The organism is uncultured Aquimarina sp. (genome assembly GCF_947500065.1).
In the GTDB taxonomy this organism is placed as follows: Bacteria; Bacteroidota; Bacteroidia; order Flavobacteriales; family Flavobacteriaceae; genus Aquimarina.
On the sequence record NZ_CANMQT010000013.1, the window covers coordinates 55,178 to 72,829 of the forward strand.

9 protein-coding genes are annotated in these 17,652 nt (G+C 34.1%); 7 read left to right on the plus strand and 2 right to left on the minus strand.

Annotated features, from left to right (window positions below):
• Window positions 1–921: 921 nt before the first annotated feature.
• A complete protein-coding gene (locus tag Q0975_RS24600) occupies window positions 922–1,455 on the minus strand; it encodes a DUF2911 domain-containing protein (protein ID WP_299442222.1) in 534 nt (177 codons plus the stop codon).
• A gap of 260 nt (window positions 1,456–1,715) precedes the next feature.
• Here Q0975_RS24600 and asnB point away from each other — a divergent pair, with 260 nt between their 5' ends.
• The gene (asnB, locus tag Q0975_RS24605) at window positions 1,716–3,401 is read left to right on the plus strand and encodes an asparagine synthase B (RefSeq protein WP_299442266.1); all 1,686 of its coding nucleotides are present in this window, start codon (window positions 1,716–1,718) and stop codon (window positions 3,399–3,401) included.
• Window positions 3,402–3,525: 124 nt separating this feature from the next.
• Here the strand turns inward: asnB and Q0975_RS24610 are convergent, their stop codons facing one another.
• On the minus strand, window positions 3,526–4,698 hold the full coding sequence (locus Q0975_RS24610) for a M12 family metallopeptidase (protein ID WP_299442269.1): 1,173 nt from the start codon (window positions 4,696–4,698) through the stop codon (window positions 3,526–3,528).
• A 502-nt stretch (window positions 4,699–5,200) separates the two neighbouring features.
• Between Q0975_RS24610 and gyrB the strand changes: the two genes are divergently transcribed.
• The 6 genes from gyrB to Q0975_RS24640 all read left to right on the plus strand — a co-directional run bounded on the left by gyrB (window position 5,201) and on the right by Q0975_RS24640 (window position 17,592).
• Complete coding sequence (gene gyrB, locus Q0975_RS24615; protein WP_299442272.1) at window positions 5,201–7,141, plus strand: DNA topoisomerase (ATP-hydrolyzing) subunit B; 1,941 nt, start codon at window positions 5,201–5,203, stop codon at window positions 7,139–7,141.
• Window positions 7,142–7,329: 188 nt separating this feature from the next.
• A complete protein-coding gene (locus tag Q0975_RS24620) occupies window positions 7,330–8,331 on the plus strand; it encodes a DUF6588 family protein (RefSeq protein ID WP_299442275.1) in 1,002 nt (333 codons plus the stop codon).
• Window positions 8,332–8,439: 108 nt separating this feature from the next.
• Window positions 8,440–9,366: a malate dehydrogenase gene (mdh, locus tag Q0975_RS24625; protein WP_299442278.1), complete on the plus strand. Its 927-nt coding sequence runs from the start codon at window positions 8,440–8,442 to the stop codon at window positions 9,364–9,366.
• Between the two features lie 176 nt (window positions 9,367–9,542).
• Window positions 9,543–10,163, plus strand: a complete 621-nt coding sequence (locus Q0975_RS24630; protein WP_299442281.1) for a hypothetical protein — start codon at window positions 9,543–9,545, stop codon at window positions 10,161–10,163.
• Window positions 10,164–10,394: 231 nt separating this feature from the next.
• Window positions 10,395–13,439, plus strand: a complete 3,045-nt coding sequence (secDF, locus tag Q0975_RS24635) for a protein translocase subunit SecDF (RefSeq protein ID WP_299442284.1) — start codon at window positions 10,395–10,397, stop codon at window positions 13,437–13,439.
• A 466-nt stretch (window positions 13,440–13,905) separates the two neighbouring features.
• The gene (locus tag Q0975_RS24640; RefSeq protein ID WP_299442287.1) at window positions 13,906–17,592 is read left to right on the plus strand and encodes a starch-binding protein; all 3,687 of its coding nucleotides are present in this window, start codon (window positions 13,906–13,908) and stop codon (window positions 17,590–17,592) included.
• Window positions 17,593–17,652: the final 60 nt, after the last annotated feature.

The window sequence follows — 17,652 nt, forward strand, 5'->3', positions numbered from 1 at the left end:
TTGGAATGATAAAATTCAAAAACTACAAGATGTTGTTTTTAGGTTATATGATTATGGTTTGCAAATAATACAATTTTAATCTAGGTTTTTGGTTCGTAAATAATATTGGATATTAATGACCTACGAAAAAACAGGGGGATAAGCCCCTAGTTTCATACTGTTTTTGTAGGTTAATTCTTCAAAATTTAACACTGTCTGAATTTCGTTTGTTCTTATATCGTGGATAGATACTCTTATGTCTAAAATTTTAATTTATACATGTTAATTTTTTTTAATGATGAGGATCTGGAGTCTATATTTGCATAACAAATTAAAAATCAAACTATTATGAAATTTTTTTACAATATACTTTCAATAGATATCAAAGCATTAAAGAGTTTTTTAAGAGAATTGCCATCTGCTAGCAGCAATGCGATTCATAGATAAAGTAATGTGTTTTACTTGTATAAGTAAAAGTTGACTTTAAAATGAAGCGGGAATTCTGTGTTTATTAAAACAGAGGTATATATTATATTTTTTGTTTATAGATACGGATAGGATGAATGAAGTAGGAATAGATTTTACTTGTATAATTAAAATTTGCGCTTTTGATCGGTTAATTTTTACTTTACGTCTAAAAGTTCTTACGTTTTATGTTAAAAATGTTGATTTAAAGGCTTTTAGGTGTTATCTTGTAACTAAATAAATTGGAAATATTATGGGGCTATTTTACACTAAATTCAGATTAACTTTTAGGATTGTCATGGACTTTCTTAAAGAATTACCGGGAGCGTCTAGTAACGCTATCCACCGATAGGTATTGTTTCAGTGAAATAATTATACCTTTCTAGTCAAAAGGTAATCTTTGAAAAAAAATAAAAAAGAGGTTAGTTTAAAAAACTAACCTCTTTTTTATTTTTTGATGATCATAATGAATAGCATTTAGTTGTAAAAAGGAACCTCTACTCTAGTTGTTTCCCATCCTAGAACCATATGATAGCCTTTGTCTACTTTTTTAAAGGCAATAGAGAATGCTTCTAATTCATCACCTTTTCCAGCTGGTACCTTTAGTCTTGCAACATCGTTTTTGTCGTTATAAGAATATGCTCCCCAAACATCCAAGTCAGTGTTTAAGATAATCGTCCATTCTTTTTCTCCAGGTATTGTAAATAATGAGTAAGTTCCTGCTTTCACAGTTTGATCTCCTAGTTTTACATCTTTAAAAAGTTTTATTTCTGTAGCTTCATCAGCTCCAGTTCTCCATACTTTTCCATAAGCTACTTTGTCTCCTAGCATAGTCCTACCTTTTTTCTGAGGTCTACTGTAAACTACTTTGATGTCCGGTTTTGCATTTCTATCTGTTTTAGCATAAGAAATATCTGTTGGGCTTTTCTGTAATCCTGCAAATTTCTGAGCATTTATACTAGTTACAGTTCCTAAAAACATAACAACTGCAAGTAAGAGTGATTTTTTCATGATTCTTTATTTTATTTTTTTTAACCGTCGTAAAGATATGTGTGAACATACTTATGAAATGTTAATCCTGTCTTTAAGTTCTGTTAAAAGAGTTAAATAACAACTTGATAGTTTTTATGCCATTTTTGATACTTCTTGTTTTTAATATTTACTTAAATAAGTGTTTTTTGTTTTAATTTGAAACTAATAAGCTTAATAATGTTTAAATAATGTAACTATAATTGCATATTTGACTTCTCAATTAATAGAAAAAGAAGAATATGTGTGGAATAGTTTGCGCTTTTGAATTAAAAGAAAAAGCAGAGGTCTTAAGGCCCCAGTTATTGGAGATGTCAAAGAAAATACGTCATAGAGGTCCAGATTGGAGTGGTATTTTTTCAAATGAAAAAGCAATCTTAGCTCATGAGAGGTTAGCAATAGTAGATCCAGTATCCGGTAAGCAGCCTTTGTTTAGTGAGGATAAGAAGTTGATATTAGCTGCTAATGGAGAGATCTACAATCACAGTGAGATCCGTAAGGATTTTGATGGTAAATATAATTTTCAAACAGAATCTGATTGTGAAGTTATTTTGGCTTTGTATAAAGAAAAAGGAGTACGGTTTTTAGATGATCTAAATGGTATTTTTGCTTTTGCATTATATGATGCAGAACAGGATACGTATCTGATTGCTCGTGATCATATGGGGGTTATTCCATTATATATGGGGTGGGATCAGAATGGTACTTTTTATGTGGCTTCAGAATTAAAGGCATTAGAGGGAGTTTGTACTAAAATCGAATTATTTCCACCTGGACATTATTTGGATAGTAATACAGGTGAATTGACAAAATGGTATGTTAGAGACTGGTCGGATTTTGATGCGGTAAAAGATAATCAAACTAGTATTGATGAATTAAGAGATGCTCTAGAAGCGGCTGTACATAGACAGTTAATGTCAGATGTTCCTTATGGTGTATTGTTGTCTGGTGGTTTGGATTCTTCAGTTACTTCGGCTATAGCGAAAAAATATTCAGAGAAAAGAATTGAGTCTGGGGATACTAAAGATGCTTGGTGGCCACAATTACATTCGTTTTCAGTTGGATTAGAAGGATCACCTGATCTGGCTGCTGCTCAAAAAGTTGCAGATCATATAGGAACGATACATCATGAAATTAAATTTACTATTCAAGAAGGATTAGATGCAATCAAAGATGTAATATATAACTTAGAAACATATGATATTACTACCATTAGAGCTTCTACTCCAATGTATTTGATGGCAAGAGTGATTAAATCTATGGGAGTCAAAATGGTGCTTTCTGGAGAAGGAGCGGATGAAATATTTGGAGGATACTTGTATTTTCACAAAGCGCCAAATGCAAAAGAATTTCACGAAGAAACAGTGCGTAAATTAGATAAACTGCATATGTATGATTGCTTAAGAGCAAATAAATCTTTGGCAGCTTGGGGGATAGAAGGAAGGGTTCCTTTCTTGGATAAAGAATTTATGGATGTAGCTATGCGTATTAATCCACAAGATAAAATGATTAATGGAGAGCGAATGGAGAAGTGGGTAATAAGAAAAGCTTTCGAATCTTATTTACCTGAAAGTGTTGCCTGGAGACAAAAGGAACAGTTTTCTGATGGTGTAGGGTATAGCTGGATCGATACTTTAAAAGAAGTAGTAGAGATAGAGGTTACAGATGAGCAAATGGCAAATGCACATTTCAGATTTCCGATTCAAACCCCACAAAACAAGGAAGAGTTTTATTACAGATCTATATTCGAAGGGCATTTTCCTAGTGATGCTGCCGCATTAAGTGTTCCTCAGGAACCATCGGTAGCGTGTAGTACAAAAATAGCATTAGAATGGGATGAAGCTTTCAAGAACATGAATGATCCTAGTGGAAGAGCGGTAGCCAATGTTCATGATGATGCTTATTTGTTAGATGAAGTTGTTCAATAAAAATATACAAGGAATTTAAGAATTTCAGCTTGAGTCGCTGAAAGTTGAGTTAATTGAGATGTAAAACCCCAAGAATTTTTTCTTGGGGTTTTTGTAATATTATTTTTTATTACACAAAGAAAGTTTAGTTACTAGCACATCTTCCTTGGTTAGACCATCTTCTGTTACTTTGTAGCGTGTATAGGTAACCATTATAAGTAACTTGGTCACCAGGAGAATAACTTCTGTTGCCGCTGTAAGGCTCAATACCTTCACAGATGTCCGCTGTTTGAGTATCTCCACACTCTCCTAATCTATTCCATCCATTAAAATCTCTTTCATATAGAAAACCTTGATAAGTAACTTTGTCACCAACACTGTATCTTACATTTCTAGACCATTCGTCAACTCCATCGCATATATCATTTCCGTCTCCGTCACCGCCTCCGTCACCGCCACCATCTCCAGATGGGTAAGCCTGATTAGTTCCTGCTATATCTCCTGAGGATAATTCTGGCTTTCTTCTTGGGTATGTATTTCCGTCTAATGTGACAATTGTTGGTTGTCCATTTTTACTAAATGTATAGGCTCCATACATCATAGTAGATTTAATGTCAAATGCTCCTAGATTTACAGAATTTTCGTTTTTTCTAAACTGACTGGCAGCACCGTTTTGTATGTTTTCAAAAAGAATTCTTACGTGGTTATCTCTATCAGAACGGGTTTGTTCGTGGATATAACCAAGTGTATGGCCTATTTCATGAATCATTACTATCTCACTAGTTCTGACACCCATATTAATTCTTCCACGATTCCCGTTAACACCTAAATTAGCACTTGCACAATTACAGTTGTCTCCATTGTTGGTAATGGTTACATAATAATTTTCATTCGTTCTTTCTTTGAACTTAATATTTGTTTTTGTAGTCCACTCCTGCATGGAATTTAGAGAAACTTGTATTTGATTACTACTAAGGTTGTTGTCAAATACATAAATAATAGTATTGTTTGGCCACTTTTGAACTCCTCTATAGAAACCTAATCTTTCATCTAAATCTTCATTAGGCTCAGGATTTGCATCATATCCAATTTTTTGATCTGTTAATTGCCTCGATTCATAGATCATATCACCACCTAGGAAGGTTCCGTCTCCTAGATCTTTTACTAGAACAACATCATCATTAAAGAATTTTTTGATTAGTTCGGTTTCTTCTACACCAGTTACTTCTTCGAAATTTTCGTTTGTACACGAGCTTGCTAAAAGTCCTAGACAGATAAAAGCAGCTTTACTGAGATTGATTAAATTTTTAATTTTCATTTTAAAATAAATTAGTTGATTTTGTGATTTATTTGTGTTTGCACAAACAGCTTTGGGGCTACTCTATTATCTGGGTAAGTGTTAATTGTTTTCTAAAGTAGGTTAACGCTTTGTTAAGCTCTTATTATTCGTAAGGATTGATTGAGAAACCGTTGGTAGTGAGATTTGTGTATTCCAAATTTGTCTCAAATTACTATGCATAAATGATGCTCTTTTTAGATTGATAAAAGAAAAAGATCGACTTTAGAAATTTGTTTTTTAATGTATTTATTTACAAAGTGTTGAGCGGGTGTTAAGTGTTTTTAAGCAAATTATTAATTTAATCTTAAATCGGTTTTAAGACTATTTTTATCGCTTTTAAGAGCTTTTTTTTGTTTTCTGGTATCATTCTTAACTAATTGTTGATAACTCTTTAAATCATATCTTATAAAACACTTTGAACATTTCACTCTTTTTTTATCTTTGTTTGTTGACCAAAAATTGTAATAAGTAAAGCGGATTTATGAGCGAAGAAGCAAATAAAAATAATTATTCTGCCGATAGTATTCAGGCACTAGAAGGAATGGAGCATGTTCGTATGCGTCCATCGATGTATATTGGAGACGTAGGGTCCAGAGGTCTACATCATTTAGTATATGAAGTTGTTGATAACTCCATTGATGAAGCTATGGGAGGTTATTGTGATGCTATTGATGTTGTAATAAACGACGACAACTCTATCACAACTAAGGATAATGGTCGTGGAATACCGATAGGGATCCACAAAAAGGAAGGAGTCTCTGCTTTAGAGGTTGTAATGACTAAGATTGGAGCAGGTGGTAAATTTGATAAGGACTCGTATAAGGTTTCTGGAGGATTACACGGAGTAGGTGTTTCTTGTGTGAACGCACTTTCTGATCATCTTCACGCAGTTGTGCATAAAGATGGAAAGGTTTGGGAACAAGAATATGAAAAAGGAAAACCCTTATATCCTGTAAAATCTACTGGCGATACAGATTTTAATGGTACCATCGTTACTTTTAGACCTGATCCTACTATTTTTCAGCAAACCTTAGAGTATAATTATGATACCTTGGCAAGTCGAATGAGAGAGTTATCATTCCTTAATAAAGGTATAACTATAACTTTAACTGATAAACGCCATAAGGATGAGGAAGGTAATTATGTTACAGAAACTTTCCATTCTCAGGAAGGATTAAAGGAATTTGTTAGATTTTTAGATACGAGTCGTAGTCCTATTATAGGACATGTGATTTCTATGGAAGGGGAAAAGAATGACATTCCTGTGGAAGTGGCAATGATTTATAATGATTCTTATGCAGAGAATCTTCATTCTTATGTAAATAATATTAATACCCATGAAGGAGGAACTCATCTTTCTGGATTTAGAAGAGGGCTTACATCTACATTGAAGAAGTATGCCGATTCTTCTGGTATGCTAGATAAATTAAAGTTTGAAATAGCTGGGGATGATTTTAGAGAGGGACTTACGGCAATTGTTTCTGTAAAAGTACAGGAACCTCAATTTGAAGGACAAACTAAAACTAAATTAGGGAATAGAGAAGTTACTTCTGCTGTTTCTCAGGCCGTTTCGGAGATGTTAGAAAACTATCTGGAGGAGAACCCTAATGATGCTAAAATAATTGTTCAGAAAGTAATACTCGCGGCGCAAGCACGTCACGCAGCTAAGAAAGCTCGTGAAATGGTGCAACGTAAATCTGTGATGAGTATTGGAGGATTGCCAGGTAAATTATCTGATTGCTCTGAGCAAGATCCAGCTTTGTGTGAAGTATTTCTTGTCGAGGGAGATTCGGCAGGTGGTACAGCAAAACAAGGACGTGATCGTATGTTTCAGGCGATCCTTCCACTACGTGGTAAGATTCTGAATGTAGAAAAAGCAATGCATCACAAAGTCTTCGAAAATGAAGAAATTAAAAATATATTCACAGCTCTTGGAGTTACTATTGGTACAGAAGAAGATAGTAAAGCATTGAATCTTTCTAAATTACGCTATCATAAAGTAGTGATTATGTGTGATGCGGATGTGGATGGTAGTCATATTTCTACCTTAATTCTAACATTCTTTTTCCGTTATATGAAGGAGTTGATAGAAGCAGGTCATATTTATATTGCTGCACCACCACTATATTTGGTAAAGAAAGGAGCGAAAAAACAATATGCTTGGAATGATGATCAGCGAGATCTTATTGTTAAAGAGTTCGGAGAGAATTCTAAAATACAACGTTATAAAGGTCTTGGGGAAATGAATGCTGAACAATTATGGGATACAACTATGAATCCTGAGTTTAGAACTATGCGCCAAGTTACTATCGATAATTTAACAGAAGCAGATAGGATTTTTTCTATGTTAATGGGAGATGAGGTGCCGCCTCGTAGAGAATTTATAGAGAAAAATGCAGTGTATGCAAATATTGATGCTTAATATTAGGTATCACTAAATAATTCAGAATGAAATCCGTTGTACATTGTATAGCGGATTTTTTTTATATATTGTTGCGCCTATTAAACCCAAATCTTATGAAATGAGCACGCCAAAGCATTTGAATCCCTTTCAAATATATGGTTATGCGAATTCCATCTGATTATTGAAAAAATGATACATACAAACAGATGAAAAAAGCGATACTATTTTTCATGATGCTTTTAATTAAGATGTCATATGCCCAAACCAATGTAGATCAATTACTAGAATTAGGTATAGAAAATGCACAACGTTTTAGTACAGATTACTTCGCTCCTGCTGGAGAAGCATTGGTAAATAGTATGTCTAATGGTTGGTATAAAACAGCTAAGGTTAAGAGATTATGGCGTTTTGAAGTTGGGTTTATTGGGAATCTGTCTTTTGTAAGAGAAGATAAACAATCATTTATTCTTAATACAGCAGAATACGATGGTGTGGAGTTTAGAGAAGGACCGTCCAGTCAGACTGTAGCAAATGCTTTTGGAGGTAATCGTGGAGATATCGTTGTAGTGCTGAATCAAGGTCAATTAGCACAGGTAGAAGTAACATTGCCTGATGGAATTGGTGGTAAAGAAGTAAATATAGCGCCTACTGGATTTCTTCAAGGTTCTATGGGGATATCTAGAAGTACGGAGATTAAAGCTAGGTTTTTGCCAAAAATAGCAATAAGAGAAAATACTAAGGTTTTCTTATATGGATTAGCGGTCCAGCATGAATTAACCGATTGGATTTTTTCCTGGAAAAGACTTCCGTTTAGATTTTCTGGATTAATAGGATATACGAATGTAAGAGGGTTTTATGATTTTGCTGCAGATAGTGGGACTGATGGAGCGGATCAGGAAATAAGATTAAAATCCAATTCTTGGTTGGTTAGTGGTATTATTTCTACGAAACTTCCTAAATATAATTTTTATGGAGGGCTGGGCTATTATACAGGGAATAGTAAAGCAGATATTTTAGGTACATATGATGTGCAAAATGGTCCGTTAGCAACACAGACTGTAGAAGATCCTATTTCTGTGGATAACAAAACTTCAGGTCTTAAAGCAACAATAGGTGCTAATGTGAAATTAGGATTCTTCAGAGCAAATTTAGATTATACACTTCAGAACTATCAAAATTTGTCAATTGGGTTGAATTTTGGATGGTAATTTAACTTAGAATTCACAAACAAAATCGTTCAAGAATTTGTATTTTCGCGCTGATATTGAAGAAATTCAATAAGCCAAAATAATATTAATCAAAATCATATAGAGATAATGAAAGTTACAGTAGTAGGAGCTGGTGCAGTAGGCGCAAGTTGTGCAGAATATATTGCAATTAAAGACTTTGCTTCAGAAGTAGTATTGTTAGATATTAAAGAAGGATATGCAGAAGGTAAAGCAATGGACTTGATGCAAACAGCTTCTTTAAACGGATTTGATACCAAAATAACAGGAACTACAAGCGATTATTCTAAAACAGCAGGAAGTGATATTGCTGTAATAACTTCTGGAATTCCTCGTAAACCTGGAATGACACGTGAAGAATTGATTGGTATTAATGCAGGAATTGTGAAAATGGTTTCTTCTAGCTTAATAGAGCATTCTCCAAATGCAATTATCATTGTTGTTAGTAATCCAATGGATACAATGACATATTTAGTGCATAAAACTACTGATCTTCCTAAGAGTAGAATTATCGGTATGGGTGGAGCTTTAGATAGCGCACGTTTTAAGTATAGATTAGCTGAAGCATTAGGAGCTCCAATTTCTGATGTAGATGGAATGGTAATTGGTGGACATAGTGATAAAGGTATGGTGCCATTAACGAGATTAGCAACTAGAAATAGTGTGCCGGTTTCAGAGTTTATCTCTGAAGAACGTTTAGATCAGGTTGCTGCCGATACTAAAGTGGGTGGAGCTACACTTACTGGGTTATTAGGAACATCTGCTTGGTATGCGCCAGGAGCTGCAGTATCAGGCTTGGTTCAGGCTATTGCTTGTGATCAGAAAAAGATTTTCCCTTGTTCTGTGTTGTTAGAAGGCGAATATGGTTTGAATGATTTATGTATAGGAGCGCCAGTAGTATTAGGTAGAAATGGTATCGAAAAGATAGTAGAAATAAAGCTTAGCGATGCTGAAAAAGCAAAACTTGCAGAAAGTGCAGAAGGAGTTAAGAAAACAAATGGATTGTTAGAGTTGTAATCTATTTCAATTCTTTATAGATAGTATAACAAAAGCTGCTTTATTGCAGCTTTTGTTCTTTTAAGTGAGAATTTATTGATAATTCAAATTACGCTTTTTTTAAAGACTTCTAATTTCCAACAGAGATTTATTTAAAGACTTTAGAAATGCAGTTTTAAATTTTCTATATTTGCGGCATGAAGAAAGAATGGTACTTCAGAATTTTAATCACTGCATTTGCATTACTTGTCGTAATGCAGCAGCAGACTGTTGTACCTAACCAGGAAATCGTTCTGGAATTTACTGATATCGAAGTTACTTCATTAGAAGCCCAAAATGCTTTATCGATTGTAAAAAAACAATTGGAATCTATTGGGGTTAAAAACACCAGAATATCAGAAGAGCTACATAATGGTAAACTAAAAATTGCTTATTATAGTGATGCTGATGTAGAGAGTATAAAAAGAATACTTTCAGAAGAACAACACGTATCGCTCGATCATGTTTTTTATGATCAGAATACAACAGATAATCAATTACCTTTAGATAAAAACCCTACAAATTACAATCTAGATGTTTATAAAATCCATAAAAGTACGGATATTGATACTGACTTTAATGGAATTTATGTTTTAGAAATTAAACAAGAACAAGATAGAGCTTCTGGTTCTTACGCTTATAGTTTTGTAGCAGAAAATAATACTAATAATACAGATGGGCTAGTAAACGTAGCCCAAAAAGTAAATAGATCTATTGTAATTGCAATAGATAATACTTCATATAAAATTCCCGAAGTAAGAGCTGGGCCAATTTCCTAAATGGAATTCAACGCTTTTACGAAATTCTAAACTACTAATGTTTTTTAAAGTTACAAATGAAGAGTAATTGATTATTCTTGAAAGCCATTGTAATAACTTTAAAAGATTTTTTTTGTCAAAAACATGACAAAACTAAATAATCATACACTATTAAATAATTAACTATAACTGTCAGACCAAAGGTGATTTTTAAGATCCCCAATATAAAGGGTTTGACCAAAATAAATAATAATGCAAAATAAAGGACTTGTTAGAGTGTTTGCGATTTTATTTGGATTGGTATGTCTTTACCAATTATCGTTTACATATTTAACATATACAAAAGAAAAAGAAGCTGAGAATTATGCCTTGGCAAAATACCCAGAGGCGGATGCCTCTAAATTAAGAGACGATGCTGAGCGAACGTATCTGGATTCTATAGGAAAAGATCCAATCTTCGCAAATTTCAGTTACAATGATGCCAAAGCTAAAGAGCTTAATAAGGGACTTGACCTTAAAGGAGGAATTAACGTAATTCTTCAGATTTCGGTAAGAGATATCTTAGAAGGACTAGCAAATAATTCTAAAAACCCTGCTTTTGTTCAGGCATTAGATGCTGCAGATGAAACGCAGAAGAATAGTCAGAATACATATGTAGAAGATTTCTTTTTGGAGTTTGAAAAAATACCAGATGCACAATTAGCATCCCCTGATATTTTTGCTAACAAGAACTTAAGTGATGATATCACTTTTGACATGACAAATGATGTTGTGAAACCGGTTCTAAAAAGAAAGATAGACGAATCTGTTACTTCAGCATTCGAAGTATTACGTAAACGTATTGATAAGTTTGGGGTTACACAACCTAATATTCAACGTTTAGGAGAGTCTGGACGTATTTTGGTAGAATTACCAGGAGCAAAGGATGTAGATCGTGTTAAGAAGCTTTTACAGAGTACTGCTCAATTAGAGTTTTGGGATGTGGAAGGTTCTCAAGAGCTTGGACTTTTCTTAAATAGAATGAATGAAAAGCTTAAAAAGGAATTAGAGAATAAAGATACTAAAGAAGTTAAAGAAGAAGTAACGGAAGAGGTAGTGAAAGAGATTGCTGATTCTGAAGTTGCTGAATCAGAGAAAGTATTGGATACTGTTCAAACAGATACTACAAAATCAGATGCAGATGCAGAGATTGAAAAACTATTAGCGGATTCTGAAGACTCTACAGATGTAGCAGCGCAGGTGAATCCTATAAATGATTTAGCAGGTCCACCATCGGTTCCTGGAGCATTGATTTCTGTTGCACTTAAGGATGTTGAACAATTTGATGAATACCTTCAAAGAAAAGATATTCTTTCTTTATTACCACAATCTTTGAGATATACTAGGTTTGCTTGGAGTAAGCCTGAGAAAGATGGAGAAAGAGTAGACTTATATGCATTAAAAGGGAATCGTGATGATACTCCAGAATTAAGTGGAGGTGTAATTACAGATGCTGCTCAATCTTATGATCAAATTAATAATGTAGTGGTTACCATGCAGATGGATGGTAAAGGAGCTAAGAAATGGGCAGAAATGACCGGAAGAGCTTCTCAGACAAGAGGTCAGATAGCTATTGTATTAGATAATATTGTGTATTCTGCACCTGGTGTTTCTAAAGGAGCAATTACAGGAGGTAGAAGTGAAATTTCTGGAGACTTTACTGTTGAAGAAGGACAGGATTTAGCAAACGTTTTAAGAGCTGGTAAATTACCTGCTTCTGCAGATATTATTCAGAGTGAAGTAGTAGGGCCATCTTTAGGACAAGAAGCTATTGATAGTGGTGTAATGTCGTTCGGTATTGCATTGGTGTTGATCTTAATCTGGATGATCTTTTACTATGGTAAAGCAGGAGCTTTTGCTGATGTTGCATTGGTTGTGAATATTCTATTCATCTTTGGAGTATTAGCAGGATTAAAAGCAGTACTAACATTACCTGGTATTGCTGGTATTGTATTGACGATTGGTATGTCTGTGGATGCAAACGTACTTATCTTCGAAAGGATTAAAGAAGAACTTGCTAAAGGTAAATCTCAGGTAGATGCTATTAAAGATGGTTTCAATAATGCATTGTCATCAATATTAGATGCCAACATTACAACAGGTTTAACTGGTTTAATTCTTTTATTCTTCGGTACAGGTCCAATTAAAGGATTTGCAACTACTTTATTAATTGGTATTCTTACTTCACTATTTACCGCAATTTTCATTACAAGATTGTTTATTGATGGATATGGTAAAAACGGTAAAGAATTGCCATTTTCTACAGCTGCTACGAAGAATTTATTTAAAAATGTAAATATTGATTTCTTAAAAAAGAGAAAGATTGCCTACGGTATTTCAGCAGTTATTGTATTGGCTGGTTTAGGATCTTTATTTACACAAGGTTTAGATCAAGGTGTGGATTTTGTGGGAGGAAGAACATATACAGTTCGTTTTGCTAAGGATGTTGTACCTACAGATGTAGAAAAGGATTTAGTGGCTAAATTCGGTAGTGCACAAGCAAAAACATTAGGAGCTGATAACCAATTAAAGATTACTACCAAATATAAGGTTGATGAAACTGGTGAAGAAGTTGATTCGGAAATTTCTAGATCATTGTTCGATGCCTTAAAACCTTATTTAACAGATGGATTGACCTATGATCAGTTTTCTAATGGAGATGAAGATAAGCAAGTAGGGATTATGCGTTCTATGAAGGTTGGACCAACCATTGCCGATGATATTCAGCAAGCAGCTTTTATTTCGGTTATTGGATCATTAATTGTGGTGTTCTTATATATCTTACTAAGGTTTAGAAGATGGCAGTTTAGTTTAGGTGCAGTAGCAGCAGTATTCCATGATGTATTAGTAGTATTAGGTGTGTTCTCATTAACTTGGAAATTTATGCCTTTTAATATGGAAATAGATCAGGCATTTATTGCAGCAATATTAACGGTTATTGGATATTCCCTGAATGATACGGTGGTTGTATTTGATAGAATCCGTGAATATTTTGCAGAACATACTACTTGGACATTGGATAAGAATATTAATGGCGCATTGAACAGTACATTAAGTCGTACGTTAAATACGTCATTAACGACCTTATTAGTATTGATCGCGATCTTTATTTTTGCGGAACCATTAAGAGGATTTATGTTCTCGTTAATTATTGGTGTGCTAGTAGGTACGTATTCTTCCTTATTCATTGCAACTCCGGTAATGTATGATACAGTGAAAAAGGTAGGTTTAAAAGAAAAGAAGAAAACTGAAGAGTAGTTTTTCTTTAAACTAAGAATTAAAAAGAACCGCATTCATATAAGAATGCGGTTTTTTTTATGGAGTATTTCAGAGTGCTTTTTAAAGCCATTAGAGTTTAATAATCGTATTTATTTTCTTTTTGTTAACACTATATCGTTTGCGTAAAACCTTGTTGTTAATTATGCTTTTTCAATTACTTATATTTGAAAATATCATTACTAAATAGTGAAAATTTTGAGTTTTTGATAGAAAATTATAATACCTAATATTCAGGTTTTTTCTTTTTTTCGTTCAGTGTTAAAATGTTCATTCGAAAATTTTAGTGATGCTATTTTTTTTAGAATTGTACAATGATATTGGGTACAGTAGTATAAAAAAATGAAGGTTTTGGGAAAACTCTTTTTGTAAGTAATAGTTGTTTTTTGGGATATATAAATGCTGTTAACAGCACAATACAATTATATATTTAACACACACAAGATTCATGAAAAACACTAACTTATTCTTACTGCTACTATTTGTCTATTCAGGGATAGCAGGACAACAAGTCCACACTTCTTATCTGTGGCATATGCAACAACCTAATTATTGGCCGGAAAAAAGTAAAGAGAACCCTAATCGATATCAAACGGTTATGGAGTCTCATAATTTAAAATCTTCAGGAGACTCTTGGAATGTATACGAGGATGGAATAAGTCATCCCTTAAATGATTTGGAGGAAATTTTTGGAAAGTATGATCGAGTAAAAGCATATCAATACGGTCCCAAAAATTCTGTTCAAACATTATTGGGGTTACCAAATGGTGGTGCCCAGGTTAATTATTCGGGATGTTTGATAGAAAATGTAAATAGCCTTGGAGATGCAGGCGTTTGGGGATATAGCCAAGGCTGGGAAAACAATTTTATAGAGGCTAAAAATTGGAAAACATCTGGCGGACAACCTAGAATGGATCTTACTGGATTTACATTTCACCATGCATTGGCGCCATTAATAAGCGAACGCGCTTTGAGAATGGAATTAAAAACTCATAAATTAATAATGACAGAAACTTTTGGTGGTGAATATTCTAAAGGTTTTTGGCCAGCAGAATGTTCATTTTCAGAAAGGATAATTAAGGTTTTGGTAGAAGAAGGTTTTCAATGGTCTGTAATTGCAAATAGCCACTTGGCTCGTACACTGAATGATTATCCATTAGATTATGGTACATCTGGAGTAAATATTGATCCACCTAACGCAGCTGATAAAGTAGCTACTAACGGTCAGAATTGGTGGAAAGGTCAAATTGATGGAAGAGGAGGTTCTTTTGCAGCTCCTTATAGTTATCAGGCGCATAAAGCTCAATATGTGGATCCTGAAACTGGTCAAGCATATAAAATGGATGTAGTGCCAATGGCCGACTTATTGAGTTACAAAAATGGATTCAGTTCTATGGGGACAGGAGAAATCGATACTAATATCGCTCCTTTTAGTGACCCTAGTCAACCATCAATTGTATTGCTTGCTCATGATGGTGATAATGCTTGGGGTGGAGGAGATAGTTATTATCAAGAATCAGTTCCTGGTTTTGCTAACGAAGCAGCTTCTAAAGGATATGATCCTACTACAATTCAACAATTTTTGAACTCTTATCCTGTTCCAGAGAGTGATATTGTAAAAGTAGAAGATGGATCATGGGTAAATGCAGCTAATGATTGGGGACATCCTCAATTTATTAATTGGTTATGGCCGTTATATGATACTACGGATTATAGGTTTAATCCAGATGGATGGACAGAAGATGCAAGAAATTGGGCAGTAATTACCGCTGCGGAGAACTATGTGTTAACTGCAGAAGATAATAGCGGAGGAGTAGACATAGCAAAAGTTATTGATCCTTCTTCAGGAGCATCAAATGCAGAAAAAGCATGGCATTTTTTCCTGCCATCGCTAACTAGTGGATATATGTATTATGGAAAGGCAATTGATATGGAAGTAAAACAAACCTTAGCTGGTAATATTGCTATAGAACATGCCAAGGAAGAAATAGGTGATACACCTAGTCAAGATAATACACCACCATCTGTGTTTATACCACAGCGTTTTCCATATAATCCAGGAGGTAAGGGTTTCGGCCCTATATATGCATATCAAGAAGTTCAGAATACTTCTGATTTTCATGTTTGGACATTTGCCTATGATGTAAGTGGATTAGCTTCCGTAGAATTGAAATACAGAACGGATAATGATGGTAAGAATCCTATCACTGATAATGTTAATGATACATATTCGGGAGGAGAAGGTGTAAGTTCGTGGAATAGTCAACCAATGACTCAAAAACAATTTCCTAAAGGAAACATTACACAAGATCCAGAAATTGATTTCTTTATAGAACCAACCGCAATTGCAGACTTATGTTATGCAGAGATTAAAGGATTATCTGATGTGTTAGTAGATTATTATGTAGAAGTTGTAGATACTAAGGGGAATGTATTTAAGACTCCTATTCAACATGTTTATGTTGGAGGATTTAATAGTAGCGATGAAGTAACTCTTACTGTTACTCCGGATTCTGGAAATTATGATGATACTATCCCTGTGGTAATGGAAGCTTCTACAACTGCGGATAATGGAGGAGTAGAGGTGTATTATACTACAGATGGATCGGAGCCAAACGAATCAAGTATGAAGTATATAGCTTCTTTTAGTATTGGAGGTAATGATAGTGAACCAATCACACTAAAAGCTATAGCATACGATGCTGATGAAAACGTTTCGGAGGTCATTACTAGAAATTATACATTTGGTGACCTACCTTCTTATGATATTCATTTTAAAAATACCTCTAATTGGAATCAAGTATTCGTGTATGCATTCGATAAAAATAATAATGAAGCATTGCCAGGATGGAATTGGCCAGGTAAAGCGATGACAAAAGAACAAGATTCACCTTGGTATATTACTACGATTGCAGAATCAGTAGAAGTTGGCCTTGTTTTTACAAATGGAAATGGAGAGCAATCAGATGATCAATTTAGAAATATAGAAGGATGGTATGTGTATTCAGAAAATATTTGGTATGACCAATGTCCTTCTGATTGTCCTGGGGTTTTAGGATTACCAGAATTATCGGTTACTCCTCCAGGAGGATCGTATGAAGGAAATGTATCAGTTAATCTGTCTGCGACAAATCAGGGAGTAATTTATTATACGACAGATGGAACGGAACCTTCTGATTCAAGTGTTTTATATCAAGATGAAATAACTTTTACAGAAAACACTATTTTAAAGGCTGTTGCATATAACGGTAGTGGTCAGTCAACAATCATTTCTGAAAGCTATAGTATTACTGAAGTACAATCATATACTATTTATTATCGAAATATATCTAATTGGAATGATGTCTATGTCTATTTGTATGATAAAAATACAAACCAGCCATTACCTGGATGGAATTGGCCAGGTAAACCAATGGATAAAGAACAATCTTCTCAATGGTATTCATTTTTGGTTGAAGAAACAGCGGAAATAGGCATTGTTTTTAATAATAATAACAATGGAGGACAATCAGATGATTTAACTAGGACAACAGATGGATGGTATGATCCATCAACCAATCAATGGTATGATCTATGTCCAGCAGCTTGTCCAGGCGATGTTTCTGGGAATGAATTAGTAATCCATTATAATAATAACAATACGAACTGGAATCCTGTAACATTATATTACTGGCAGACAACTCCTGAATCTTTAGTCACTTCTTGGCCTGGCGTTTCGATGACGGACGCGGACGGTGATGGATGGTATGAATATACATTGCCCGGTGTAGCATGTGCAAAAGTTATTTTTAGTACCGATGGAGGGCAGCAAACAGACGATTTAGAAATTTGTGGAGAAGGATGGTATGATAATGGTTGGGTAAGTAATCCTTTAAATAAAGAGCCAGAGACAACTACACCCCTAATTTCTTCACCATACCCTAATCCTTTTCAGAATGAAATTAATTTTAATCTGTTAGGAGAAGTTAAATCTCTCAACGTTACTATTAGAGATGTAAAAGGAGCCTTGTATTACTCAGATACGGTATCTAGTAAGAATGGAACAATATCGATACCTCTTGATGTTGCAAAAGGAATGTATTTCGTGAAATTCAGTAATAGAACTATGAATAAGGTTGTGAAAATTATCAAATAAGTTTCTTCAGAATATCCCTAGAAAAACCCTTGATAGATTATTCTTTTCAAGGGTTTTTTA

Coding starts and splice junctions, on each gene's coding strand:
- secDF (WP_299442284.1), top strand. CDS start 10,395: ATGCAAAATAAAGGACTTGTTAGAGTGTTTGCGATTTTATTTGGATTG.
- Q0975_RS24620 (WP_299442275.1), top strand. CDS start 7,330: ATGAAAAAAGCGATACTATTTTTCATGATGCTTTTAATTAAGATGTCA.
- Q0975_RS24600 (WP_299442222.1), bottom strand. CDS start 1,455: ATGAAAAAATCACTCTTACTTGCAGTTGTTATGTTTTTAGGAACTGTA.
- Q0975_RS24640 (WP_299442287.1), top strand. CDS start 13,906: ATGAAAAACACTAACTTATTCTTACTGCTACTATTTGTCTATTCAGGG.
- asnB (WP_299442266.1), top strand. CDS start 1,716: ATGTGTGGAATAGTTTGCGCTTTTGAATTAAAAGAAAAAGCAGAGGTC.
- gyrB (WP_299442272.1), top strand. CDS start 5,201: ATGAGCGAAGAAGCAAATAAAAATAATTATTCTGCCGATAGTATTCAG.
- Q0975_RS24610 (WP_299442269.1), bottom strand. CDS start 4,698: ATGAAAATTAAAAATTTAATCAATCTCAGTAAAGCTGCTTTTATCTGT.
- mdh (WP_299442278.1), top strand. CDS start 8,440: ATGAAAGTTACAGTAGTAGGAGCTGGTGCAGTAGGCGCAAGTTGTGCA.
- Q0975_RS24630 (WP_299442281.1), top strand. CDS start 9,543: ATGAAGAAAGAATGGTACTTCAGAATTTTAATCACTGCATTTGCATTA.